The sequence below is a fragment of the Clostridium sp. Ade.TY genome (genome assembly GCF_000498355.1).
Taxonomy (GTDB): domain Bacteria; phylum Bacillota; class Clostridia; order Clostridiales; family Clostridiaceae; genus Clostridium.
Genome location: NZ_AVSV01000009.1, coordinates 1 through 26,031, shown reverse-complemented (window position 1 = coordinate 26,031; position 26,031 = coordinate 1). Strand labels below are relative to the sequence as shown.

Sequence of the window (26,031 nt, the reverse complement as noted above, 5' to 3'; positions counted from 1 at the left end):
ATTACCCTTTAATTCTATTTAATATTTCTTTGTAAGCTTCCTCTACATTGCCTAAATCTCTTCTAAATCTGTCTTTATCTAATTTTTCTCCTGTTGTTGCATCCCAAAATCTACATGTATCTGGAGAAATCTCATCAGCAAGCAATATTTCTCCGTTTTCATCTCTTCCAAATTCTATTTTAAAATCTATTAAATTTATATTTTGTTTCTCAAAAAATTCTTTTAATAAATTATTTATCTTATCTGTCATATCATAGATTTTATTAAGTTCTTCAAAAGTTGTTGCTCCAATTGCTACAGCATGATAATCATTTATAAGTGGATCTCCTAATGAATCATCTTTATATGATAATTCAAAAACTGTAGTTTTAAGCTTAAATCCTTCCTCTAATCCTAATCTCTTTGCCATACTTCCAGCTGCTACATTTCTAACTATTACTTCAAGTGGAACTATTGAAACTTTTTTACAAAGCTGATCTCTATCATTTAACTTTTTTATAAAATGAGTCTTTATTCCAGCTTCATTTAACATTTGAAAAATTGTTGATGTTATTGAATTATTTAAAATACCCTTGTTATCTATTTGAGCTTTTTTCTCTCCATTGAAAGCTGTTGCATCATCTTTGTAATGAACTATAACTTCATTTTCATTATTGCTTTTAAATATTTGTTTTGCCTTTCCTTCGTACATCATTTCTAATTTTTTCATTATAAATCCACTCCCTTTGAATTTTCTTCTATAAATCTTTTTTTCATTCTCTTTCTAAAATCAATTAAATCCTCTTTTATATTAGGATATTTAAGTGAAAGCATTTGCACTGCAAGCATCCCTGCATTATAACTGTTATTTATACCAACAGTTGCAACTGGTATTCCTTTTGGCATTTGAACTATTGATAGCAATGCATCCATTCCATCAAGTGCTGCTTTAACCGGAACTCCTATTACAGGAATTGTTGTATGGCTTGCAATAACACCTGGAAGGTGAGCTGCAAGACCTGCTCCTGCAATAATTATTTCGCATCCTTTATCTTCTATCTCCTTTAATGTTTCCACTAACTTTTCTGGTACTCTATGAGCTGATAAAATAAATGCTTCATACTCAACATTAAATTCTTTTAAAGCATTGGCTGCTCCTCTCATAACCTCTGTATCAGATTTACTTCCAAAAAATATAGCTACTTTCATTTACAAAACACCTCTTTTATTTAAAATAATTTACTCCTGCCTTAAATATTTTTTGATCAAAGTTTCCTAATATATTTTTATAAAGATTTTCTCCAATTCTTTCTGAATGCCCCATCTTTCCAAATATTCTTCCATCTTTGCTTGTTATTCCTTCAATTGCAAAAGATGACCCATTTGGATTATATGGCATGTCCATTGTAGCTTCTCCATTTAAATCAACATATTGAGTTGCAATTTGCCCATTTTCTATAAGTTCTTTTATAATACTTTCACTTGCTACAAATTTTCCTTCACCATGTGATATTGGAATTTTATGAATATCTAAAACTTCTACTTCACTAAGCCAAGGTGATTTATTTGAAATTATTTTTGTATTTACCATAGTTGACATATGTCTATTTATATCGTTATAAGTTAATGTTGCTGAATCTTCATCTGTATCTCTTATCTCTCCATAAGGAAGTAATCCTAATTTTATAAGTGCTTGGAAGCCATTACAAATCCCTAGAATTAATCCATCTCTATTATTTAAAAAGTTCATAACACTATCTTTTATTTTTTTATTTCTAAATATCGTTGCTATAAACTTAGCAGAACCATCTGGTTCATCTCCTGCAGAGAATCCCCCTGGTATCATTATTATTTGAGATTTATCAATTTCTTCTTTTAATTTATCAATAGATTCTAATAATGTATCTCTATTTAAATTTCTTATAAGTACTTCAGTAACTATTGCTCCTTCCTTTTCGAAGGCTTTTCTACAATCATACTCACAGTTTGTTCCTGGGAACACTGGTATTACAACTTTAGGATTTTCCACTTTAAATTTTGATGATTTTTGTTTGAAATTATTCTTTTCTTCTATTTTTGTACTCATATTTTTACTATCTATTTTTGATTTAAATACATTTTCTAATTTTTCTTCATATACTTCTTCTAAATAATCTAATTTAAACTCTACGTCATACTCATTACATCTAACATAATTACTATCTAATGTTTTACCTATTACCTTGTAATTTGTTCCTTCAAAATCTTTTTCTATATTTACATCTTTTTTAACTTCTAAAATTAAACTTCCATAATTAAATCCAAATAATTCATCCTTGGAAATATTATTAAACTCTGCTCCAATTCTATTTCCTAAAACCATCTTTGTAATTCCTTCAGCAATACCACCAAATTTAAGTGAATATGCTGAAATTACTTTTTTGTCACATATTAACTCATGTAACTTATTTAAATTATTTTTAAATATATTTATATTCAATGTTCCATCTTCTAACTTTTTAGATTTTAACAATATAATTGTTGAATTTTTCTCTTTAAATTCTGGTGATATAACATTTTCTGCTTTTTCAACTGTTACTGCAAATGAAACAAGACTTGGTGGAACATCTATTTCATTAAAACTTCCTGACATAGAATCCTTTCCACCTATTGCTGGAATTTCCAAATCCTTTTGTACTCTAAATGCTCCAAGTAATGCACTAAATGGCTTACCCCATCGCTCTTCATCTCTTCCTAATTTTTCAAAATACTCTTGTAGTGTTAATCTTATCTTTTTGTAATCTCCACCTATTGCTGCAATTTTTGTAACTGACTCTATTACAGAATAATATGCCATATGAAATGGACTCCAAATTCCAAGATAAGGATTAAATCCATAAGTCATGATTGATGCATCTTTACTGTCTCTATTTAACACAGGAATTTTCGCTACCATTCCTTCTGCTGGAGTAATTTGATATTTACCTCCAAGAGGCATAAGTACTGTATTTCCCCCAATTGTAGAATCAAACCTTTCTATAAGTCCCTTCTTACTACATACATTTAAGTTTTTTAATACCTCAATCCACTTTTCTTTTACATCTACATTACCTACACAATATGGATATTCATTTATCTCTTTAATCTTTATATTAGCTTCTTGAGTTTTACCATTTGTATCTAAAAAACTTCTTTTTATATCAACTATTACTTTTCCATTCCAAGTCATTTTAAGTCTTTCATCATCTGTAACTTCTGCAACAACCTTTGCTTCTAAATTTTCTTTTTCTGAAAGTTCTATAAACTTTTTAGCATTTTCTCTCTTTACTACAACAGCCATTCTTTCTTGTGACTCCGATATAGCAATTTCAGTTCCATCTAATCCTTCATATTTTTTTGTTATTTTATCTAAATCTATATTAATTCCTCTACAAAGTTCACCAATTGCTACTGAAACTCCACCAGCTCCAAAATCATTACATCTTTTAATTATTTTAGAAACTTCTTTATGCCTAAATAATCTTTGTATTTTTCTTTCTATTACCGGATTTCCTTTTTGAACTTCAGCACCTGATTTTTCTATTGAATTTTCAGTATGCTCTTTTGATGATCCTGTTGCTCCGCCTATTCCATCTCTTCCAGTTTTTCCTCCAAGAAGTATTATTACATCACCAATACCTGGTTCTTCTCTAACAACATTTTCTTTAGGTGCTGCTGCAATTACTGCTCCAATTTCCATTCTCTTTGCAACATAATTTGGATGATATACCTCATCAACTTGTCCCGTTGCAAGTCCTATTTGATTTCCATAAGAACTATATCCACTTGCAGCTCCAATAGTTATAGTTCGTTGTGGAAGTTTACCCTTTAAAGTTTTTTCTATACTTACAGTTGGATCTGCAGATCCTGTAACTCTCATTGCCTGATATACATATGTTCTTCCTGAAAGAGGATCTCTTATAGCTCCTCCAAGACAAGTAGCTGCTCCTCCAAAAGGTTCTATTTCTGTTGGATGATTATGTGTTTCATTTTTAAACATTAAAAGATACTCTTCTATTCCTTCATCTGTTTCAACATTTACTTTTATTGAACAAGCATTTATTTCATCTGATAAGTCTAAATCATCAAGTAATCCTTTAAGCTTAAGTTCCTTCATTGATAATGTTGCTATATCCATAAGGCTTATTTTTCTATTTGTATCTTTTCCATACACAAATTCTCTTGATTTTATGTAATCTTCATATGATGTTTTTATTGGATTTGTATATTTACTTTCTTCTATTTGGATTTTTTTGATAGATGTCTCAAAGGTAGTATGTCTGCAATGATCAGACCAATAGGTGTCTATTACTTTGATTTCAGTAATACTAGGATTTCTATTTTCTTTCTTAAAATAATCTCTAATCATAATTAAATCTTCAAGGCTCATTGCAAGTCCTTGATCTTTATGAAAGATTTTTAATTCATCATTTTCTTTATTTATAAAATTATTCAATATTTCAATATCATTAGGTATGTTTACTTTATTTATCAATTCATTTGAATATATGGAAACTTCTCTTGAATCTACTGGGTTTATATAATATTTTTTTATTTTATCAATTTCATTTTTTAAAATATTTCCTTTTAAAACAATAACTTTTGAAGATTTTACTTCTGAATTATTATTTGCTGTTAATAGCATTATACATTCTTTTGCAGAGTCTGCACGTTGGTCATATTGCCCTGGTAAATATTCTACACAAAATGCAATCTCATCTTCTCTTAAATCAAAAGTACCTTCATACAAGTTATCAACCGGTGGCTCTCTAAAGATAGTATTTAGTGCCTCATTATAATAAGTTTCTTCTAAATTTCCTATTACATATTTATTTAACACTCTTACTTTAATTAAATTGTCTATTCCTAAATTTTCTTTAAAATCTTTTAAAAGTATCTTTGCCTCTACATCAAATCCATCTTTTTTCTCAACAAATATAATTTTATTATTACCCATTTTTTCCCCTCCACCATACTTTATTAATTTACTTTTTAAAATACCGCTTTTTGTAAATTCAGAATATCACTGACTTTTTAAAAAGTCAACATTAATCTATTTTTTTATTTTATTATTCGTATTATATAACGAATAATATTTTTATTTATAAAGAATATATTTCGTATTTTTATTATTTTTTATTTGAAATAAAAAAAAGCTGGTGATATCACCAGCAAGTTTAAACCTACGTAACCCTCAATATTTAGAAGGCTATTTTTATTATTAACAAATCTACTTTTAATTATGTCAGTATCTAAAAAATATCTCTAATTATTTTCTTTATCCAAGCAATAAATCCTGTTTCCTCTTCTTGTACCTCTTCTTTTACTTCTTTTGTTTCAGGAACCTTTATTTCATTTGTTTTCATAATAAATTTAACACTACCACTCATTTCATTATTTTTTCCTGAAAAAGTATCAGATTCATTAGATAATTTTACAAGCTCATCTTTAACATTAATTACTTCATCAACCTTTTCTGTAACTTCTTCTCCTTTATTGCTTAAAGTTTTTATTCCTTTTTCATTAAATTCTTTCATACCATCATTTAATTTTTGACTTCCATCAGAAAGTTTGTTTACTCCATCCTCTAGCTCTGGTAAAGTTTTAATTAACTCTCTTGCCCTTTGTATATTTTCTTTCTCTAAAGCTGTTCTAGTTATTCTAAGAATATCTTCACTATCTTTTAAATCTTGTTGCATATTAAGTAATTGTTCACCTAGATATTTAACTTCCTTAATATTTAAATTACCAATTCCATTACTTAATACTGAATTAATATTTTCTATTGTTTTTTGTGAAGATTCTAAATCACTATAAAACTTATTTATACTTCCCATTAAATTTTTATCTTCTTTTATACCATTTATCATTTTATTTATTGATTCTATATTATTTTTATTTAATTTTATATCTTCTGATAATTCATTTAAGTTTGTTTTTAATCCTTCTATAGCTTTTATATCATTTGAATTTAAACTTAAAATACTATCCCCAATTCCTTTTATTATTTTTTGATTATTACTATCTTTATAATTTACATAAAGGTTAGATATGTTTGCTCTTGAATTTTCATTTGATAAAACATTACTAATTGAATTTAATATAGGCTCTAATTCCTTTAACTCTTTTATACTGCCCATAATTCCTTTCATACTTTCGCCATATCCATTTATTTTTTGAGCATCTATTTGTATTTGATTCTTACTTAAATCATTTTCTGTTAAACTATTTATTAAGTCTTTTAATTGTGCGCCTTGACTTCCATAAACACCATCAATATATTTATTTACTTTCGCTTTTGCATCATCTAATGATAATTTATTTTGATTCATCTCTCCAATAATCATAGATTTCATTATTAAGTAACTAGAACCATAAGCTTTCATATCAGTTGCCATTTTATTCATATTACTCATATTTTCATTACTTAATATTTTTTGAGTGTTTTTAATTTTTGAATTTATATAGCTTAGAAAATTATTTGTCTTTTTATCTAAATTTGCTCCTGGTGTTGAATTTATTGCTCCATCAATTACTTTTTCTATTGGTTGAATTGAAGATTTAGCATTTCTTGCTGAATTTATTAAGTTTTGTCCTCTATTTAAATTTTCTCCACTTACAAGTTTAGTCATATTGTTTAATTTCTTTAAAGTTTCTGGATTTATATTTCCATACCCATCTTTTAACTTTATAACATCTTTTAAAAGCTTATTAAAATTATCATCTTTTGAAAGTCCTTTAAATGTATTAATTGAAGACTCTAAAAGTTCTTGATTTTGTAACACACCTTGTCCATCTTTAATTAAAGTATTAATTTTATTTACATTTTCATCTGTAACCAAAGATAATACTTCCTTTGTTTTTCCTGTATTTATATTTTTAGCAAAATATGCATCATCAATTAACTTATTAGCTTTTGAAACTTGCTTGTCTGAATTTATTATTCCAAGTGCTTCTTTTAAATTATTATTATTTAATTGCTCCTTTCCTTTATCAAGTTCTCTTTTAGCTGTTAATAACCCTTCACTTAGTGCACCAGTTCCTTTAAGTAATTCATCTGAGGCATCATTTAATTTATTTAAGGAATCTTTTATTTCATCTAATGAATCAGCTTCTTTTAATTCATTTAAATCTGGTAACTTTGTTGTCATTGTTATCATTATAGGATCTAATTCAAAATTTTCTACATATCCTTCTATTACTAATTTATCTTCAAGATTCAAATTTAAATCTTTATTATCTGAATTTAAACTCTCCTTTAAGCCTGGAAATGCTGCAAAAGTTACAATATTATTATTTCCTTCGGATATAATTGTTCCTGAATTTACTTTTATATCTTTAAATTTATCTACAGGTAATTTTATTACTGTTGCAGTTGTTAATGGTGTATATATCTTTCTACTTTTCCCATTAATATTTACATTCTTTGATAATTTATTTTTAAGTTCTAATTCTATCTTTACTTTTCCTGATTTACCTGCAATATCACTTTCCTTAACCTTTTCATCATTAATAAAATAATTTATTTTTACATCAAGAGGAATTTCTTTATTTGTATTTCCACTATAATAAAGATCACTGCTGTCTACTTTCCACTTAAGTTTATTTCCATCTTTAACTGGTTTATCATCACCTTTTATATTTTCTATATTATTAAGTTCTGTTTTATCTTCTATATCTAAATTCCCCTCATCAGTGTGTATCCAATTAGTTACTGTTGTTTTCTCTACCTTTCCATCAGCACCTAAATTTACATATACACTCTCATCTTTATTTATTTCACTTGCTCCTGCAATTGTACTTGTTGCCATAGAACCTATTATTGCTAATGCTATTACCTTTTTAGACATTGATTTATACATAAATCTCTCCCCCTAACTTATAAATTTTTAACCACGCCATTTTAATGATGTTTTATTTATTATTCCTTCTGAAACTAATAACAATGAAGGTAATATTAAAAGAATTACCGCCATACTAATTAAAGCTCCTCTAGAAATTAAAAAACAAAGACTTCTAATTAATGACATATCTGAAACCATTGCCACTGCTCCTGTTGCCCCAAAGAAAGTAAGTCCAGATGTAACAATTGATTTTGCAGAACCTTTTACAGCTATAAGTATAGCCTCATGTTTTTCATATCCTTTTCGAAGTTCTTCCCTAAACCTAGATGTCATTAAAATAGCATAATCCACTGTAGCTCCAAGTTGTATTGTTCCTATTACTATACTTGCTACAAAAGGAATTTCATTTCCTGTATAATAAGGAATTCCCATATTTATAAAAATTGCAAATTCTATAGTTGAAACTAAAAGTATTGGTATTGATATTGATTTAAATACTACTAAGATTATTAAAAATATGGCTATTATTGAATATACAGATACCATTTTAAAATCTCTATCAGAAGTTGTTATTAAATCTTTTGTAAGTGGTCCTTCTCCTGCAACTAAAGCTCCACTATCATAACTTTTAACTATTCCTATAATTTCATCAATTTGCTTATTTTCCTCATCTTTCGCTGCCTTATATTCAGAATTTGCAAGTATAAGGTTATAACCCCCTTTTTTAAATATTTCTCTTATATTCTTTGGAATAAAATCATCTGGTACTGCTGGACCTATTAATTTATCATAAGATATTACAGATGTTATTCCTTTAACATTTTCTATTTTCTGTGTTATTTCTTTTACTTTATAAGGTTTTACGTTTTCATTAATTAAAATAAAATGAGTTGTCATCATATTAAATTTATCTTTTAATTTATTTGTTGCTACTATAGACGGCATATCTTTTGGTAAAGTTTCATCTAAATTATAGTAAACTTTAGCATGATCAGAACCATATATAGCCGGAATTAATAATACAAAAAATATTGCTATAAAGACTTTATAATGAGTTGTAACAACTTTTGATAGCTTATCAAAATTAGGAATTATAGTTCTATGTTTATATTTATGAATTATTTTATCAAAAGTAAGGATTAATGCTGGTAATACTGTTACTGAACAAATAACCCCAATTACAACTCCTTTAGCCATAACAAGTCCTATATCTCTTCCAAGAGTTAAATCCATTGCACATAATGCCAAAAATCCTGCAATTGTTGTTAATGATGATCCTGATATTGAAAGCATAGTTGTTTGAATTGCTTCAGCCATTGCCTGCTTCCTATCTTCAAATTTTGTAAGTTCTTCTTCATACCTATGCATTAAAAATATTGAGTAATCCATAGTAACTCCAAGTTGAAGTACAGCAGCCAATGCTTTAGTTATATAAGAAATTTCTCCAAATATTATATTTGTACCAAGATTAAATAATATTCCAATTCCTATTGATACTAAAAATATTATAGGTACAAATGTAGACTCCATAGAAATTAATAATACTACCAAAGAAATAATTACAGCTAAAATTACATAAAATGGTGTCTCTTTATCTGCTAAATCTTTTGTATCTTTAAGAATTGCTGACATTCCACTTAAAAAACACTGTTTATTAGTAATTGATTTTATCTTTTCAATTGCATTTAATGTACTTTCTGATGCAACTGAATTATTATATTTTATAACGACCATAGTTGAATCACCATTAAACAATTGTTTTTTAACCCCATTTGGCAACATATCCTTAGGCACTGATATATCAAGTGCATCGTCTATCCAAATAGCATTTTCTACACCTTTAATATCTTTAATTTTTTCTTTTAGACTTACTACATCTTTATCTGGCATTCCATCAATTATAAGCATTGAAGTTGCAGCATCTGAATAAACATCATCAAGTATTTTTTGTCCTTTAGTAGAATCTAGATTCTGTGGTAAGTAACTTAAAATATCATAATTAATTTTTGTATTTATAAAACCAAAAATAGCTGGAATTATTAATACTGCTGTTATTATTAGTACTGTTTTTGTGTGATTAGAAATCCACTTACCAAACTTATTCAATATTCTCCCCCCTTATATGACCATTAGTCATTTCTGCTTTCATTATACCATTATATGTATTAATATCAAATATTTTGTTAAAAAATTTACAAATATTTCAAAACTCCTTTAATTTTTCTATTATTTTCTTTATCCTATATAAATACTGTTTTAAATAATAAACTTATTGTATAATAACTTTATAATATAAATTTTCATATAAATTTAAAATTTAACGTTTAATATTAAACTTAATTTTCTATAATAAGTTGCATTTATTTATTTAATTTGTAACAATAGAAATATTAAATTTAATATAAATTTTTTTAAAGGAGAGTTTTTATTGTTCGGTTATGTAACTCCTCTAAAACCAGAATTAAAAATTAGAGAATATAATCAATTTAAAAGTTATTATTGTGGAGTTTGCTTTGGTATTAAAAATCTTTATGGTAATATTCCTAGAATCTCACTAAATTATGATATGACTTTTTTAGCATTGCTTTTAGATGGATTAATGGATGAAAAATTAGACTTAAAACTTAAAAGATGCATGGCTCATCCTACAAAGAAAAAGCCAATTTTATTAAATAATACTGCATTAAATTATGCAGCTACTATGAATGTAGCTCTAGTTTATTATAAATTTTTAGATGATGTTTATGATGATAATTCATTAAAGAGTAAAATATCTCTTACTCTTATGAAACCCTATCATAAAAAATTTCCATCTTCTATAAAAAAAATAAACTTATCTATTGAAGAAAATTTAAAACATCTTACAAAACTTGAAAATGATAAAAGTTTTACTTCAATAGATGAAATATGTGATCCTTTTAGTAAAATTGTAGGAATCATTCTTAAAGAATTTCCTTATAAGTTCAAAGGAGATTCTTTAAACTTAAGAGAAAAACTTTATACATTTGGTTATTCTTTAGGTAAATGGATTTATTTAATGGATGCTTTAGATGATTTAGAAAAAGATATGAAGGATAAAAAATTTAATCCAATAGATTTTTTATATAATAAAGATGACTTAACTTATGATGAATTTTTTAAAGAAATTAAACAAAGAATTGAATTTAGTATTTTTAATACAGCATATACTTGTAGAGAAATTTTATCTAAACTTCCTCTTAATAAAAACCGAGAAATTTTAGAAAATATAATCGACTTAGGTATGATGGACAAATACATAAATACAATAAATAAATGTAAGTGTAAAAAGAAAGGTAGTGAAATTTAAATGAATCCTTATGAAGTACTTGGCTTAAAAGAAGGGGCATCTCAAGAGGAAATAAAAAGTGCATATAGAAAGCTTGTAAAACAATATCATCCTGATCAATATGGTGATAATCCACTTAAAGATTTGGCACAAGAAAAGCTTACAGAAATAAATGCAGCTTATGATATATTAACTAAAGGTAATAATAAATCAAACTATAATACAAATAATTCTTATAATAATTCATCTTCTAATAATCAAAATAGTAGCGATATGAATGCTTTTCAAGAAATTAGAAGACTTATACAAGGTAGAAATATAGCGTTAGCTGAAAATAAGTTAAATTCAATTTCTAATAGAAATGCAGAATGGAACTTCTTAATGGGAGTATGCCACCTTCAAAAAGGTTGGTATGACTCAGCTGTTAATTATCTTCAAACAGCAGTAAATATGGATCCTAACAACTTTGAGTATAGACAGGCATTAAACCAAATTAATATGAGAGCTAATAATTATGGAAATCCATACAGAACATCTGGCGCAGGTAATGCAGACGCTTGCAACTGTTGTTTAAACCTTTGGTGTTTAGATAGTCTTTGTGAATGTTTTGGTGGTGACCTTATAGGCTGCTGTTAATAAATTTTGGAGGCTTATTATTATGAAAGATTTAAAAGCTAAAGATTTAGCATTAGGTGGCATATTAACTGCTTTAACTATAGTTACATTATTTATAAGTATACTTATTCCAATAAATACTTTTGCTATTCTTACAATTTCATCTTGTTTTGTACCTATAGCAATTATGAGAAGTAATGTGAAAATTGGCATATTAGTTTATTTAGCTTCATCTATCATAGGATTCTTTTTAGTTCCTTTAGATATAATGATACCATTTATTCTTTATTTTGGAATTTATGGTTTAGTTAAATTCTTTATTGAAAAATTGAGAAATATGCCATTAGAAATAGTATTAAAATTAGTATTTTCAAATATAATGCTTTTTATAGGTTATATTTTATTCACAAAATTTGTATCACCTATAAATATAGATTTTCCTATATGGTTACTTATAATATTAGCTCAAATTGCATTTATTATATTTGATTATGCTTTAACATTAATAATAACATTTTATATTTCAAAATTTCATAATAAATAAAAGTAAAGCACTATTACTTAAAGTAATAGTGCTTATATTATTCTTTAACAAATTTACATTTAATGATATAAGCTGAATCATAATCTTTTAACAAACTTATATCATTATTTTTATAAAATTCTTCTGAAATAGTTTCAATAACGTCTCCTTTAGAATAGCCAATATAACCTAAAATATTTTCATCTTTTATGCTATTATCCTTAAAGCTATTTACTGAAAAAACTTTCATAATATCACTTAAACTATTTTCTTCTATCCTATATGGAAACTTAGTTTTAGAATATTCAATTTCATTTCCGATAAATATATTAGCTATACATTTATCAGTATCACTTGTAATTGGATCTGAAAGTGTTATTACAACTAATCCACTATCATTTATTAAAACTTCTGTTCTTCCTATATCATTTAAAATTAAATTACCTTTTTTATATTTTTCACTCCATATTATTATTTTATTAAATTGATCTTTTAAATTATACTTAAATACTATACTTTTATCATTTCCAATTGATAAAAATAATTTTTCACGTTCCGTAAGTTCTTCATTATATATTCCTACGTCAAATTCTTTTTTACCTAAGTTATTAAATTTAAAATTACATCCAGTGATTATCATAACGATTACAATAATAGATAAAAATAATATAGCTATTCTCTTTATAATAGCACCTCCAAATTTAATTAATTGAAACTAATATTTTTTTAATAGTAATATCCATTATTTCGCCTAACATCAAAATTACAAATAATCTTGTATATATAAATAAAATATATGCTAAAACAATTACCCCTATTCCTCCATATCCAATTAAAGAAATTGTCCCTTTACTTAATGACATCGTACTATTAGCATTTGTTTCATTTGATAAGCTATCTATACTATCTATACAACTTTCAAATTTACCATCAAAAAGAAATGCAATTACTCTATCAATAATAAATATACTCCAAAATATAACACTTAATTTATTTTTAAAAGTAACTATATACATAAATAGCATAACAATACCTATAATAGGTAACATATATCCTACAATCCATTTATTTAATTCCTTCATAATAAACTCTCCTATTACCTTAATATTTCCCATTATAATTATCATACCAATTTTCTTATCTATATTGCAATCTTTTAATAAATACATAAAAAAAGATATACAAAAAACTTGTATATCTTTTTTAAATTATAATAACTTATAAAGTTGCTTTTCTAATAAAATTCCTTCTTTAACTTTATAATCATATTTCATACTATACTCTATGCACCCTTTTACAAAGTTAGATGAATTATAAACAGAATCTTTTAAACTATTTTTCTTTAATAATTCTGTACATAAAACAGCTGTAAATATATCCCCTGTTCCTGGATAAGATTTTTCTAACTTTTCATGTTTTAAAATAGTTATTTCATCATCTTCTAAAATAGCTATTCCTATTTTTTCTCCACACGGAACTGATGTTATAACAATATTTTTAGCTCCAATTCTTCTTAAATCTTCTAAAATATCTTTTATATCTTCTTCTTTAAAATTTAAAAGGTTATCTTTATTTCTTCCTGTTAAATATAATGCTTCTGTAAAATTTGGTGTAATTACATTGCTATATTTTAAAATTGACTTTAGTTTATCTATATATTCATTAGTAAATCCACTATAAAGATTATTATTATCTCCAAATATAGTATCTAATATAACTAATCCTTTTTTATTTTCTCTTAAATATATTTCTGTTTGTTCTATATTTTCTTTATTACCTAAATATCCTATTAAAGTTAAATCAAAATTTATTTTGTTTTTCTCCATACTATGCAATGATTCAGTAATAAAATTTTCACTACTAATTTTTCCTATATTTTTAAAACCACCTGTATGACTTGATAATACTACAGTTGGTACTGGACAAACTTCTATACCTCTTATACTCATTATAGGTAATATATTTGTAATAGACGCTTTACCAACAGAACATAAACTGTGTATAACTAAAGCTCTATCTATAGGCTTTTTCAAATTGTATCTCTCCATTTCAATTAATTCATTTGCTTTATAAATACTTTACTAGCTGATTTTACTGCCATTGATAATGGTATAGCAATAACAATTCCTATAGCAGTTGTTGTTATTGATGTTAAAAGTGATGTTACAGCACCTTGCCATCCTTTAAATATTACCCAATTAAAAATAAAATATCCAACTAAAGATACAATTCCTCCAAGTAAAAATCCAACTATATTTTGTCCTACGCTTCTTCCTTCTTTTCCATTCATAAAACAAATCTTACCAGCAACATATCCTGTTAATCCTTTAATTATAAAAGTTGGGATTGTCCAAAGCACAAAGGCTGGATTTAATGCATCCATAAGTGCACTCCCAATAGCTGCTGGAATAAAGGCTTTTTCTCCAATTAAAACTGAAACTATAAATATAACTGTTGTTCCTAAATGTATCATTGACATCCCAGCTCCTATTGGAATTTCAATATGAATATAAGTTCCTAAAAATACTAAAGCTGAAAACATTGATAACATAACAAGTTTTCTAGTGTTCATTTTTTTCATTTTTATTTTCCCCCTATTTATTTTTTAATCTTATCCTATATTATTCTTTAATTGCATACACTGTCAAATGTATCGATACATTATAATAAAATATTCATGTTAAATAGAAGAAAATAAAAATAGGGCTGTAAAAACAGCCCTTATAATTTTAAATTTATTCCATTAATTTTTCAATTTTCTTACTAAATATTAATAATACTAAGCCTAGTATTGCACATACTCCAGATATTCCTGCGAATATTTCAAGAGGTCCTAAAGATTCTATTCTTGATGCTACAACTCCTGCTAAAAGATTAGCAACACCTGAAGCTGCAAGCCATATTCCCATTAATAATGAAGCATATTTAATTGGTGCAAGTTTTGATACCATTGATAATCCAATTGGTGATAAACATAACTCTCCAACTGTATTACAGAAATATGTTCCTACAAGCCAGAACATACTAGCTTTAGCAACTGGATTTTCTGCTCCACCTATTGATATAACTGCTAATACCATTAATAAAAATCCTACTGCTAATATTAATAAACCTGCTGCCATTTTTACTGGTACTGGTAAATCACCTTTTGGTCTACTTGCTAACTTAAACCATAATTTTGCAAGTATAGGTGAAAGTATAAGTACAAATACAGGGTTTATTGATTGGAACCATGCAACTGGTACTGTCATACCAAAAATTTCTCTATTAGTTAACTTTTGAGCAAACATTGTTAAAGAACTTCCAGCTTGTTCAAATCCAGTCCAAAAGAATATAACAAAAGTAGCAAGTATTAATATTGCTGCTATTCTTCTTTTTTCTTGTTTTGTTAAAGGTTCATTATTTACTTTAACATCTTTAACTTTTTCTTTTCTTTCTGGCTTTCCTCCAACTTTTGCTAAATACTTAGGTGAAAATGCTATAAATATAATTTCACCAATTACCATACCTATTGCTGCTGCTAAGAAACCATATTTAAATCCATATGACATTATTTGCCCATTTGCACCTGTTACTGCAAACATGTCTTCTGCTAAAAATCCACATATTAATGGTGCTATTAATGATCCAACATTTATACCCATATAAAATATTGTAAATGCTGAATCTTTACGTTTATCATCTTGATCATATAATTGTCCAACTATTGTTGATATATTTGGTTTAAAAAATCCATTACCTATAATTAATAATGCTAAACCAACATAAAGTCCTATTCTAGTATTATTTGCAAATAAGGCTAAATTTCCTAAAGCTAGTATTGTTGCCCCAATAACTACAGCTTTCTTTTGTCCTAAAAACTCATCTGCAATCCATCCACCAAGTATTGGTGTAAAATATGTAAATCCTGTATAAACTGCATATATTAACGCTCCTTGTGATACAGTAAAACCTAAACCACCTTGAACTAAACTTACTGTTAAGTACAGCATTAATAAAGCTCTTAATCCATAATAACTAAATCTTTCCCACATTTCAGTTAGGAATAATAAGTAAAGACCTGCTGGATGTTTTAATCTACTTTTTGTAGCAGGTACATCTAATGTTGTCATAAAAATTCCCCTTTTCATTTATCTTCTGCTTTAATTTTTACTTCAAATTTTGCAACTTGTTTTTTAAAACTTTCTTTAATTTATGATAAAATTATAACATTTATAACAAATGAATTCAAGTCATTTTCGCCATTCTATTTAATCTAATTAACTTTTTATAAAAAACCATTCATTTAATCAAGTATTTTTTTATTAATTTAATAATAAAATCCCATTTTTTTAAATTTTCTTTATTAAACCTTTAATTTTTTTATTGTATTCCCATACAGTACATTTGATTTTTTGAGTAATACACTTGCAAGTTTTTATATAGTAAAATTCATTTTTATTATTCTTGTTCTTTTTTTATTAATATTTTGTTAACACTATGTTTATTTTCTGCTATAATTTTCTTGAGGTGTTGATATTATGAAAAACTTAAAAATTTATTTTACGTCTGATTTACATGGATATATTTATCCAACAGACTATACTAATAAGGATTTAAAAAATATTGGTTTATTAAATATTATAAATTCTTATGATAAAGATGAAAACACTCTAATAATAGATTCTGGAGACACAATTCAAGGCTCTCCTTTTACTACATATTTATCAAAAACAAACTTTTCCTTTCATCCTATAGCCAAAATAATGAATGAAGGTAAATATGATTTTGTAACTTTAGGTAATCATGATTTTAACTATGGATATAATTATTTAAAAAGTTATATTAATAATCTAGATGCAACCTGTATTTGTGCAAATGTAGTAGATAAAACAAATCAAATAAACATAAAACCTTATAGTATTAAAACATTAGGAAATGGTCTTAAAATTGGATTAATAGGCTTTACAACTGATTATATTAATGTTTGGGAGCAAAAAGAAAACTTAACTAATTTTGAAATTAATGATACTTTTGAAAATGTAAAAAAATATCATGATGAATTAAAAAATAAAGTGGATATTTTAATAGGCGTTTATCATGGTGGTTTTGAAAATGATATAAAATCCGGAAGATCACTTAGTAGTACATCTGAAAATATTGCTTATAAAATAGCAAAATATTTGAATTTTGATATACTACTTACCGGTCATCAACATATGGAAATAGAAGGCTTTAACCTTTTTAATACTTATATAGTTCAAACTCCTCAAAATGGAAGTAAGTATATTGAGTTAAATGCTGAAATTGAAGATAATGTTATAAAATCTATCAATTCAAATTTAATAATCCCTAAGATAAATCCTAACAAAAAAATGTATAATGAACTTTTAAATATTGAAAATGATGTGCAAAAATGGCTAGATACTCCTGTTGGCTTTTTAGATTGTCCATTAAATCCAGAAAGTCATATAAAAATGGCTCTAGAAGGATCTAATTTAGCTAATTTTATAAATCAAGTACAATTAGAAAAAAGTAATGCTGATATTTCCTGTACATCTTTTGCTAATGTAATAAAAGGCTTTAATAAATCAGTAACTGTTAGAGATATTGTATCAACTTATGTGTACCCTAATACTCTTGTAGTTTTAAATATTACTTCTGAAATACTAAAAAAAGCATTATTTAGATGTTCTCAATATTTTGCTATTGAAAATAATAAAATCAAAGTATCCAATTTATTTTTAGAACCAAAAGTTGAACATTATAATTATGATTATTTTAGTAACATAGAATATGAATTTGATTTATCTAAAGAAGGTTTAGATAGAGTATCTAATATTAAGTTTAAAGGAAAAGATATTAAGGATACTGATACATTTAAACTTGTTATGAATAACTACAGAGCTAGTGGTACAGGTGGGTATGAATTTTTTAAAGATTGCCCTATTGAAAAAGACATCCAAACTGAAATGACTGAAATAATTATAGATTATTTTACAAAACACAAAAATGTTGTTGTAGATAAAACTAAATATATAAATATAAAAAAAATAAAGGACTGATTTCCAGTCCTTTTTTTCATTAACCTCTAGCTAATTTAGTTCTTATTTTTCCTGAATAATATTCAACTATTAATACAAATATTATTAATCCAAGAAGTATAGCACCAACTTCACCCCACTTATATGAATTCATTGCAAATACAAGAGGAGCACCTATTCCACCAGCCCCAACTATTCCTAATATAGTTGCATCTTTTACATTTATTTCATATCTATATATAGCAGTTGAAATAAAGTTAGTAGAAAGTTGTGGTAATATACCATATCTAATTTTTTGTAATGTTGAACATCCAGCAGCATCTAACGATTCTAATATACTTTTATCTAAATCTTCAATGGCTTCTATATAAAGTTTTGTAACCATTCCAATTGATGCAACTGATAGTGTTAAAACTCCAGTAAATGGTCCAGGTCCAGCAACTTTAATAAACATAAGTCCATAAACAAATGCTGGGAATGTTCTAATGCCAGCAACTATAAATGTTCCTATAGCGCTAACCCATTTTGGTACAATATTACTTGCGCAAAGAAATGCAAATGGTACAGATATTACAGCACCAATTAAAGTACCAAGTAATGCTATACATGCAGTTTCAAATATAAGATATAAAACCCCAGTTTCTGTAAAATTAAATAACAATTTTGTATTAGGTGTTAATATACCAGTAAATATATTTTTAGCTACATCTAGTCCACCTTTTTGAACCCCTGTAAATTCAATAGATCCTGTTGACCAAAGAATTAAAGCTAGTACTATTGCTACAGATAAAGTTTTTACAATCCAAAGTCTTGGCTCTTTTGATAATTGTTTTGCTATTTTTTCTTTCATACTAACCTAATTTCCTCCTTATGTATTTACTTAAGTATTCTATTGATATTACAGTTATAAATAACATAAGTAAAATCATACCTACCCTATTATATTCTCTCCAACCAATTTTCTCATTAAGTATTAAGCCTATACCCCCAGCTCCAACATAACCTAATATTGCAGCATAACGTACATTTATTTCAAAACTATACAAACAAATTGAAAAATAACTTGGCAATATTTGTGGAAGAACAGATCCTAAAAATGCTTTAAGCTTTGTAGCACCAACAGCTTCCATAGCCTCAAAAGGTCCCATATCAACAGTTTCTATTTTTTCATATAACATTTTTGCAACTATTCCAAATGTAAATACAGCTATAGCTATAGTTCCTGCAAATGTACCTAAATCAAATATGTATGTTGCAATTAAAGCTATAATAAGTGTAGGTAAAGTTCTTATTATACTTGAAAAAAATCTTACAACCCAAAGTATTAATTTATTATGATTTATATTAGTAGATGAAAGAATAGCAAAAGGGACTGCTACTATACATCCTAAAATTGATCCTAATATAGACATCTTTATTGTATCTAAAAGTGGTTTCCATATAGTACTTGCATAACTAAAGTCTGGAGGTATCATATCTTTTAATATTGCAAAAAATTGATCTCCTCTTTTTATAATAGTTTCAAATGAAAAATCAGTAACCTTAGCCGATATCAAAACAGCTATTACTATAGCAATTATAATAAAAGGCATCATTGATCTTGGCTCTTTTACTTCTTTACCATTTGATAATGTAATACTCTTTCCTTTTAATATATTTTTAACACCTGCCATATTACTCACCCATCATTTCATCTTTTGTTACATCACGACCATATATTTCTTTTAAAACATCTGGTGTTACATCAGTTGAAGGACAATCATATATTATTTCTCCAGCTTTAATCCCAACTACTCTATCTGCGTATTTAAGTGCTAAATCTACATGATGTATATTTATTAATATTGATATACTCATATCTTTATTTATTCTTTTAAAATCATCCATAACTTCCTTTGCCGTTACTGGATCTAAAGCTGCAACAGGCTCATCTGCCAATATAATTTCTGGCTTTTGTGCTAAAGTTCTTGCAAGAGCAACTCTCTGCTGCTGTCCACCAGATAATTGATCTGCCCTAACATAAGCTTTATCCAATATCCCAACCTTATCCAATGCTTCTAAAGCTATAACTTTATCTTTCTTTGAAAATATTCCTAAAAAAGCTTTCCAAAGAGGCATATCAGGAACTCTTGATGTTAATACATTTCTAATTACAGTAGTTCTAGTTATTAAATTAAATGATTGAAACACCATTCCTATTTTTCTTCTAAAAGAACGTAAATCTTTTCCTCTAAGACTTTTTACATTTTGATTATCAACTATAAGTTCACCATCTGTTATATCATGCATTTTATTTATAGTTCTAAGTAAAGTTGACTTACCAGCTCCTGATAAACCTATTATTGCAACAAACTCACCTTGTTTAATTTCAAGATTAATATTTTTTAATGCTTTATATCCATTTGGGTACACTTTATTAACATTTGTAAATTTAATCAATCTTAATTCCTCCAATTAATTTTAAATAAAAGCTCATGCCATTTTGACATGAGCTTTTTATAATTTTACTTTTGTATTACTTATTCATTGACTTTATTAATTCTTGTGCTTCACGCTCTTTGTCATAATTTTTATCTTCTGCTATTTCATAACCATTGTGGCTATATACTGAAATTATTTCTTTACCTTCTTTAGTTCCTGCAATTTCAATAAATGATTCTTGAAGAGCTTTCTTAAAGTTATCATCTATAAAATCTGCATTTTTTGATACTGATATTGTATCGTTATATATAGCCGGAGTTACACCAATTACAGCTGTATCTTTCCATATATCTTTTCCACCCATTTCAGATTTCCATCTATCTTCATTGTCTCTTCTTGCATCTGCATAAGTAGTTATTATATCTAACTGTCCTGAAGCAAGCCTTGCCATAGCACTTGTATATGAATCTGTTGGAACTACATTTGGTAATTCTCCTAATCCATTCATTCCATAATTATCTTTTAACCATAATGATGGATATACATATCCAGCTGGTGAAGTCGTACTTGCTGGCACTCCCCATTTAGCTGTTTTTAAATCTTCAGTTGTTAACTTTTCACCATTATTTATCTTTTTAGCTAACTCTTGTCCCTTTTCTGATGGACCAGCTATTATTAATGCTCTATAACTTACTGCTTGCTTATCTGAAGCTTTTGTTGGTTCCTTATTCCAATCTTTAGCATTATCTGAATCATGATTTAATCCATCTCTTGTTGCTGTAAGTATTGCTTCAGCCCCATCATCATATAATACATATGTACTTCCTGGTATAAATCCAACATGAGCAGTTCCTGAAGTTAATCCTTCTCCAACTACTTCAAAGCTTGTACCAACCTCTATTTTTACATTATTAAAGTCATATCCTTTTTCACTTAATTTTTCTTTAAGCATTCCTGAAAGTGGCTTTGTTGCTTCTAATATTTCTCCTGGTTCTCTTGATGGAACAAATTGTACAACTAGCTCCTCTGGTAATTTTGAAGTATCACTTGAACTTCCACAACCTGCAAGCATAGATGCTCCAAGGACTAAAGCTCCCATTAACGACACTATCTTTTTCATCTTCATAAAATGTATATCCTCCCCAAAATATTCTTGTGTTTGATTTAATTTTAAATTCGAGTTTAGTATATCATAAAAGCACTTAATTTAGTTAATTTTTTTTAAACTTTTTATACTTTTTGTTAAATATTATGTCATTTTTAATCATCTATTAACATTTTTATCGTTTTAATTTTTATATAATGTCATATTTAAGAGTTTTATATTATCATTTTTCATTTAATTTATATTAAATAAAAAAATTACAAATAAAGTTAATAAACATCAACTCTACTTGTAATTTTTAAATTTATATTTCAAACCTATTTTATTTTTGATATTATATCCAAAATCTCTTGAAAACTTATTTTATATTTTCCTCTATTTTTTTCTACAAAATTTATTAATTCCTCATCTTTATTTGTATTAAAAAATTTTATATTATCACTAAAACCTTTTATATTTAATTCTGTATACTCTGAATAATAAACTATCCCCTTAACTTCAATCTTATAACCTAAATCTTTTATATATTTATCTAATTTTTTAATTTGATTTTCTATAATATCTTTAGGATTATTTATTTTTTTAACTTCAAAATTATTTTCAACTTCCCACTTACTACTAGAATAATCTCCTGTTATAACTCCTTTATCTTTTCTATCATATATAATAAAAACTCCATTCTCATTTATACATATAGTATCTATATAATTTATTCCGCCTCTTAAGGATACTTTAGCATTATTTACTATGTAACTTTTACTTCCAAGTCTCTTTAGTACAGAAGGCTCTACTTTAATACTTTCATTTTTCTTTTTACTTAAATCAATAAATCCTTTTGTCATATATTCCTTTTTTAAATATTTTCTCTTTGAATATACATATGTTAAAACTAATGCTATTAAAATTACTATAAGATCATAATATGAACCTAAAACTTTATACATATCAAAAAAACTACTTATTACTTCAAATAACAACTTAACTATAAATATACCTATTATAAATATAATTACTATTGAAAATTTATTAAAATTTAGCTTTTTATTTTCTTCTTTAAGATTATTCATATCTACTAATATAGCCATCAATTTCACCTCATTATATAAATTAAGAGCTAGAAATATTTCTAGCTCTTATTAGTATATACTAAAGTTAATATTTTTATATAAATCATATATATTTTTATTTATTGAACATGAGATGCTAAATCTTGAAGTTTTTCTAATGACAATGCCGCTCTCTCATCATCATCTACTAAAACAACTAAAAAGTCTCCTGAAAGAATCTTTGTATTACCTTTTGGTATAATTTCCTTTCCTCCTCTTTTTATAGCAACTAGTAAACATTTCTTTGGCCATTCTATATCTTTTATTAGTTTTCCCTCAACCTTACTTCCCATAAATACAGAGACTTCTAATAAAGTTTTCTTAACATATGGCTTACATTCTTCACTATCACAATCTAAATTACCACACTTTTTAAGTCTTCTTTCTAAAAGACTTTCATATATTGGCTCTGATTTTAATACATCTGATGTAACATATGCAGCAATTACAACTACAGTAAGTGCCAATAAATGTTCAAATGAACCTGACATTTCTGTTATTAAAACAATTCCTGTTATTGGAGCTTTAACAATTGATGCAAAATGTCCAGCCATAGCAAGTATTATAAAATTAATTATATATACTGTTGGTATATTTGTTGCTTTACAAACAAGTATTCCAAATATATTACCAACGATAGCTCCTAATACTAATAGTGGGAAAAAGATACCACCAGGTGAGTTTGATCCAAAGCTTACAAATGTAAATAGGTATTTAACTATTAAAAATACAAGTAATACCCAAATAGTAAAACCTCCATTTACAAGGCTCATTATAAGTATATGTCCACCACCTAAAAGAAGTGGTGCTGTAAGACCAACTATTCCTGCACAAATAAATGGTACCATTACTTTTACTTGAACTGGAACATTTTTAAACTTTCCATATATATCTTGTGTTTTAAGTATTCCTTTACTAAAAATTACACCAGTACCCCCTAATATAATACCTAATAATATTAATGCCCAATAATATTTTAATGGGAATACTTGTACATTTGAGAATCCTAAGGCTGGTTCAAGACCTAGAAAATTTTTACACATAAAATCTGCTGCAATAGATGCTGACATTGCAGAAAGTAAAACTAATGGAGAAAAGTTTTTATGTACTTCTTCTAATGCAAATACAACTCCTGATAAAGGTGCATTAAATGCACCTGCAAGACCAGCACTTGCACCACTTGTTATTAGAAATTTATCTTCTATATTTATTCTTTTACATACCTTTGAGAAACCTTGCCCTATTGATGCCCCCATTTGAACTGATGGACCTTCACGTCCTACTGATAACCCAGCAACTAAAGCCATTGTTCCACCAATAAATTTAAAAACTAAAACTCTTAGCCAATTAGCTTCAAGCCTTTTCATAAGTATGCCTTCAACTTGGGGTATACCACTACCTGATATCATTGGATCTTTCTTTACTAAACATCCAACAATAAATCCCATAGCTCCTAATATTACAAAAACTAAAAGTATATCTAGCGGATTTCCCTTTGCATAAACATAAAATTTAATTAGTAATGGAGATAATTTTTCAACTAACACTCTATTTGCAACAATTACTAATCCTGTAATTAATCCAATAAGTGCCGCTTCCCATATTAATCTAATTTTCAAATTATTTCTATGGGGAAAAATTTCTTCTACTCCATCTTTGTTCTTTTTCATTAATAATTCCCCCTTAAATGCAGTCTACTTTTAATTATATATTTTATTTTGAATAATAGAAAATTACATTAACCTTTTAAATTAATACTTACAATCATTTTATCCTATTTAATTTAATTAAACTAAACTTTATATCTCTTTCTTTAAATATCTTTAAAATACTTTCGATTTCTATTTTTATAATTAAACTTTTTGTAAATTAAAATATAAAGAGAGATTTAAATAAATCTCTCTTTAATTTATATTGCTATTTCAATCTTATTTTTAAGCATATCTATTATTTTATTTGATTGTATCTCTAATATTCCACAATCTAAAACAACTTCTTTCGATTTATTATAATTATTGAATATTTCTATTGCATTATCAAAATCATTAAAAACTTTCCAATACCCACATATTAAACATTTCTTCTCCTTACATTCCATAAAATCAATGACATCATCTAACGGTATTCCTAAAAAGATTCCTAATTCATGAGGACAATGAATCTTTTCATACCTATAAACTAAAACATCTAATATATCAGAAATATTAAAATTCAAATTAATTGTGTATCCTAATTTAACTAAAAACTTTTTTACTTTTTTTGAGTTTATTACTTTTTCTAAACTTTGTTTTGAATATACAAGTAATATAATTGCATTTTCATCTTCTCTTAATACAATATAATCTAAATCTATCTTTTTCATAAAAGCTTTTTTATAATTTATCCAAACTAAATATTCTTTACTTTTCTTTTTTAAAGTTACAGTTGAAGATGGCTTAAAGCCACTTACTACTGGTGCTAATAAAAATAACATATATTTATCGAAATATTCTATATCACTAACATTATTTAACTTATCCATAAACAGTTTAACTTTACTTCCCATCTTCAACTCTCCCTTTACTTACATTTTAACTACTTTTCTTCCAATTTCTATTAATTTATCTCTATCATTACCTTCTGGAAACTCTCTAACTATAACTTCTCTATCTAAAAGCTCAGCTCCTAAATTTTCCATTCTTTCTTCCCAATCTGTCATAAATTCTCCATTTCCCCATCCATAAGATCCAAATAAAATCATTTTCTTACCTGATACTTCTCCTTCTATTGACTGTACAAATGGTTCCATTTCGCATTCTTCTATAACTTCTGCTCCCATTGAAGGTGATCCTAAAACAAGTAAATCACAATCTTTAACATCCTCTATTTTTGCCTTATCAACTGTTTTAATCTCAACAGTTGCACCTGACTCTCTTGCTCCTTCTGCAATAAGCTTTGCCATTTCCTCTGTATTACCTGTTCCTGACCAATAAATTATATTTAATTTCATACTTACCTCCTAATTGATATTGATTATCATTATTTAATGATATTTTATTATTTTATTAGTCTGTTTGTCAATAGAAACTTTTATAAAAATAAAAAATCACT

General features: G+C 26.5%; 22 protein-coding genes. 4 read left to right on the top strand and 18 right to left on the bottom strand.

All coding sequences use genetic code 11. The features are described 5' to 3' along the window. Position 1 precedes the first annotated feature (1 nt). From purC to O212_RS0103695, 5 genes are all read right to left on the bottom strand, one after another. On the bottom strand, positions 2 to 709 hold the full coding sequence (purC, locus tag O212_RS0103715; RefSeq protein ID WP_024613815.1) for a phosphoribosylaminoimidazolesuccinocarboxamide synthase: 708 nt from the start codon (positions 707 to 709) through the stop codon (positions 2 to 4). Further along, positions 709 to 1,188, bottom strand: a complete 480-nt coding sequence (gene purE / locus O212_RS0103710) for a 5-(carboxyamino)imidazole ribonucleotide mutase (protein ID WP_024613814.1) — start codon at positions 1,186 to 1,188, stop codon at positions 709 to 711. The genes purC and purE overlap by 1 nt, the downstream gene beginning before the upstream one ends. 16 nt (positions 1,189 to 1,204) lie before the next feature. Further along, the gene (locus O212_RS0103705; RefSeq protein ID WP_024613813.1) at positions 1,205 to 4,954 is read right to left on the bottom strand and encodes a phosphoribosylformylglycinamidine synthase; all 3,750 of its coding nucleotides are present in this window, start codon (positions 4,952 to 4,954) and stop codon (positions 1,205 to 1,207) included. A gap of 295 nt (positions 4,955 to 5,249) precedes the next feature. After that, positions 5,250 to 7,859, bottom strand: coding sequence for a hypothetical protein (locus tag O212_RS0103700; protein WP_024613812.1), 2,610 nt, complete (start codon positions 7,857 to 7,859; stop codon positions 5,250 to 5,252). A gap of 27 nt (positions 7,860 to 7,886) precedes the next feature. Then, entirely contained in the window at positions 7,887 to 9,947 is a 2,061-nt protein-coding gene (locus O212_RS0103695; RefSeq protein WP_024613811.1) for an MMPL family transporter, read from the bottom strand. A gap of 322 nt (positions 9,948 to 10,269) precedes the next feature. On the opposite strand from O212_RS0103695, the gene O212_RS0103690 reads away from it, so the two are divergent. Genes O212_RS0103690 through O212_RS0103680 form a run of 3 tightly spaced genes read left to right on the top strand, consistent with a single transcriptional unit; the run spans position 10,270 to position 12,307 of the window. Then, positions 10,270 to 11,169 carry a DUF5685 family protein gene (locus tag O212_RS0103690; RefSeq protein ID WP_024613810.1) on the top strand — a complete coding sequence of 300 codons (900 nt, stop codon included), beginning with the start codon at positions 10,270 to 10,272 and terminating at the stop codon, positions 11,167 to 11,169. Continuing rightward, positions 11,170 to 11,784 (top strand): J domain-containing protein, encoded by a 615-nt coding sequence (locus tag O212_RS0103685; RefSeq protein WP_024613809.1) that lies wholly within the window; start codon positions 11,170 to 11,172, stop codon positions 11,782 to 11,784. A 22-nt stretch (positions 11,785 to 11,806) separates the two neighbouring features. Then, a complete protein-coding gene (locus O212_RS0103680) occupies positions 11,807 to 12,307 on the top strand; it encodes a membrane protein (protein ID WP_024613808.1) in 501 nt (166 codons plus the stop codon). A 37-nt stretch (positions 12,308 to 12,344) separates the two neighbouring features. Here the strand turns inward: O212_RS0103680 and O212_RS0103675 are convergent, their stop codons facing one another. The 5 genes from O212_RS0103675 to O212_RS0103655 all read right to left on the bottom strand — a co-directional run bounded on the left by O212_RS0103675 (position 12,345) and on the right by O212_RS0103655 (position 16,398). Continuing rightward, a complete protein-coding gene (locus tag O212_RS0103675) occupies positions 12,345 to 12,926 on the bottom strand; it encodes a hypothetical protein (protein WP_024613807.1) in 582 nt (193 codons plus the stop codon). Positions 12,927 to 12,987: 61 nt separating this feature from the next. Next, positions 12,988 to 13,368: a hypothetical protein gene (locus O212_RS0103670; RefSeq protein WP_024613806.1), complete on the bottom strand. Its 381-nt coding sequence runs from the start codon at positions 13,366 to 13,368 to the stop codon at positions 12,988 to 12,990. A 126-nt stretch (positions 13,369 to 13,494) separates the two neighbouring features. Then, entirely contained in the window at positions 13,495 to 14,319 is an 825-nt protein-coding gene (locus O212_RS0103665) for a pyridoxamine kinase (RefSeq protein WP_024613805.1), read from the bottom strand. A 20-nt stretch (positions 14,320 to 14,339) separates the two neighbouring features. Next, the gene (locus O212_RS0103660) at positions 14,340 to 14,867 is read right to left on the bottom strand and encodes an ECF transporter S component (protein WP_024613804.1); all 528 of its coding nucleotides are present in this window, start codon (positions 14,865 to 14,867) and stop codon (positions 14,340 to 14,342) included. A 154-nt stretch (positions 14,868 to 15,021) separates the two neighbouring features. Continuing rightward, a complete protein-coding gene (locus O212_RS0103655) occupies positions 15,022 to 16,398 on the bottom strand; it encodes a peptide MFS transporter (protein WP_024613803.1) in 1,377 nt (458 codons plus the stop codon). 408 nt (positions 16,399 to 16,806) lie between these two features. Between O212_RS0103655 and O212_RS0103650 the strand changes: the two genes are divergently transcribed. Beyond that, positions 16,807 to 18,330, top strand: a complete 1,524-nt coding sequence (locus tag O212_RS0103650; protein ID WP_035279073.1) for a bifunctional UDP-sugar hydrolase/5'-nucleotidase — start codon at positions 16,807 to 16,809, stop codon at positions 18,328 to 18,330. A 19-nt stretch (positions 18,331 to 18,349) separates the two neighbouring features. On the opposite strand, the gene phnE (O212_RS0103645) is transcribed toward O212_RS0103650, so the two are convergent. The 8 genes from phnE (O212_RS0103645) to O212_RS0103610 form a co-directional block, all read right to left on the bottom strand. Beyond that, positions 18,350 to 19,159, bottom strand: a complete 810-nt coding sequence (gene phnE / locus O212_RS0103645; protein ID WP_024613801.1) for a phosphonate ABC transporter, permease protein PhnE — start codon at positions 19,157 to 19,159, stop codon at positions 18,350 to 18,352. 1 nt (position 19,160) lies between these two features. Next, positions 19,161 to 19,982 (bottom strand): phosphonate ABC transporter, permease protein PhnE, encoded by an 822-nt coding sequence (gene phnE, locus O212_RS0103640; protein ID WP_024613800.1) that lies wholly within the window; start codon positions 19,980 to 19,982, stop codon positions 19,161 to 19,163. A 1-nt stretch (position 19,983) separates the two neighbouring features. Further along, positions 19,984 to 20,748 carry a phosphonate ABC transporter ATP-binding protein gene (phnC, locus tag O212_RS0103635; protein ID WP_024613799.1) on the bottom strand — a complete coding sequence of 255 codons (765 nt, stop codon included), beginning with the start codon at positions 20,746 to 20,748 and terminating at the stop codon, positions 19,984 to 19,986. A gap of 76 nt (positions 20,749 to 20,824) precedes the next feature. After that, positions 20,825 to 21,856, bottom strand: a complete 1,032-nt coding sequence (locus O212_RS0103630; protein WP_347452291.1) for a PhnD/SsuA/transferrin family substrate-binding protein — start codon at positions 21,854 to 21,856, stop codon at positions 20,825 to 20,827. Between the two features lie 296 nt (positions 21,857 to 22,152). Then, entirely contained in the window at positions 22,153 to 22,920 is a 768-nt protein-coding gene (locus tag O212_RS0103625; protein WP_024613797.1) for a nuclease-related domain-containing protein, read from the bottom strand. A gap of 101 nt (positions 22,921 to 23,021) precedes the next feature. After that, positions 23,022 to 24,611, bottom strand: coding sequence for a ClC family H(+)/Cl(-) exchange transporter (locus O212_RS0103620; RefSeq protein ID WP_024613796.1), 1,590 nt, complete (start codon positions 24,609 to 24,611; stop codon positions 23,022 to 23,024). 239 nt (positions 24,612 to 24,850) lie between these two features. Further along, positions 24,851 to 25,486 (bottom strand): DUF3793 family protein, encoded by a 636-nt coding sequence (locus O212_RS0103615; protein ID WP_024613795.1) that lies wholly within the window; start codon positions 25,484 to 25,486, stop codon positions 24,851 to 24,853. An 18-nt stretch (positions 25,487 to 25,504) separates the two neighbouring features. Continuing rightward, positions 25,505 to 25,930, bottom strand: a complete 426-nt coding sequence (locus O212_RS0103610) for a flavodoxin (protein ID WP_024613794.1) — start codon at positions 25,928 to 25,930, stop codon at positions 25,505 to 25,507. Between the last annotated feature and the right edge of the window lie 101 nt (positions 25,931 to 26,031).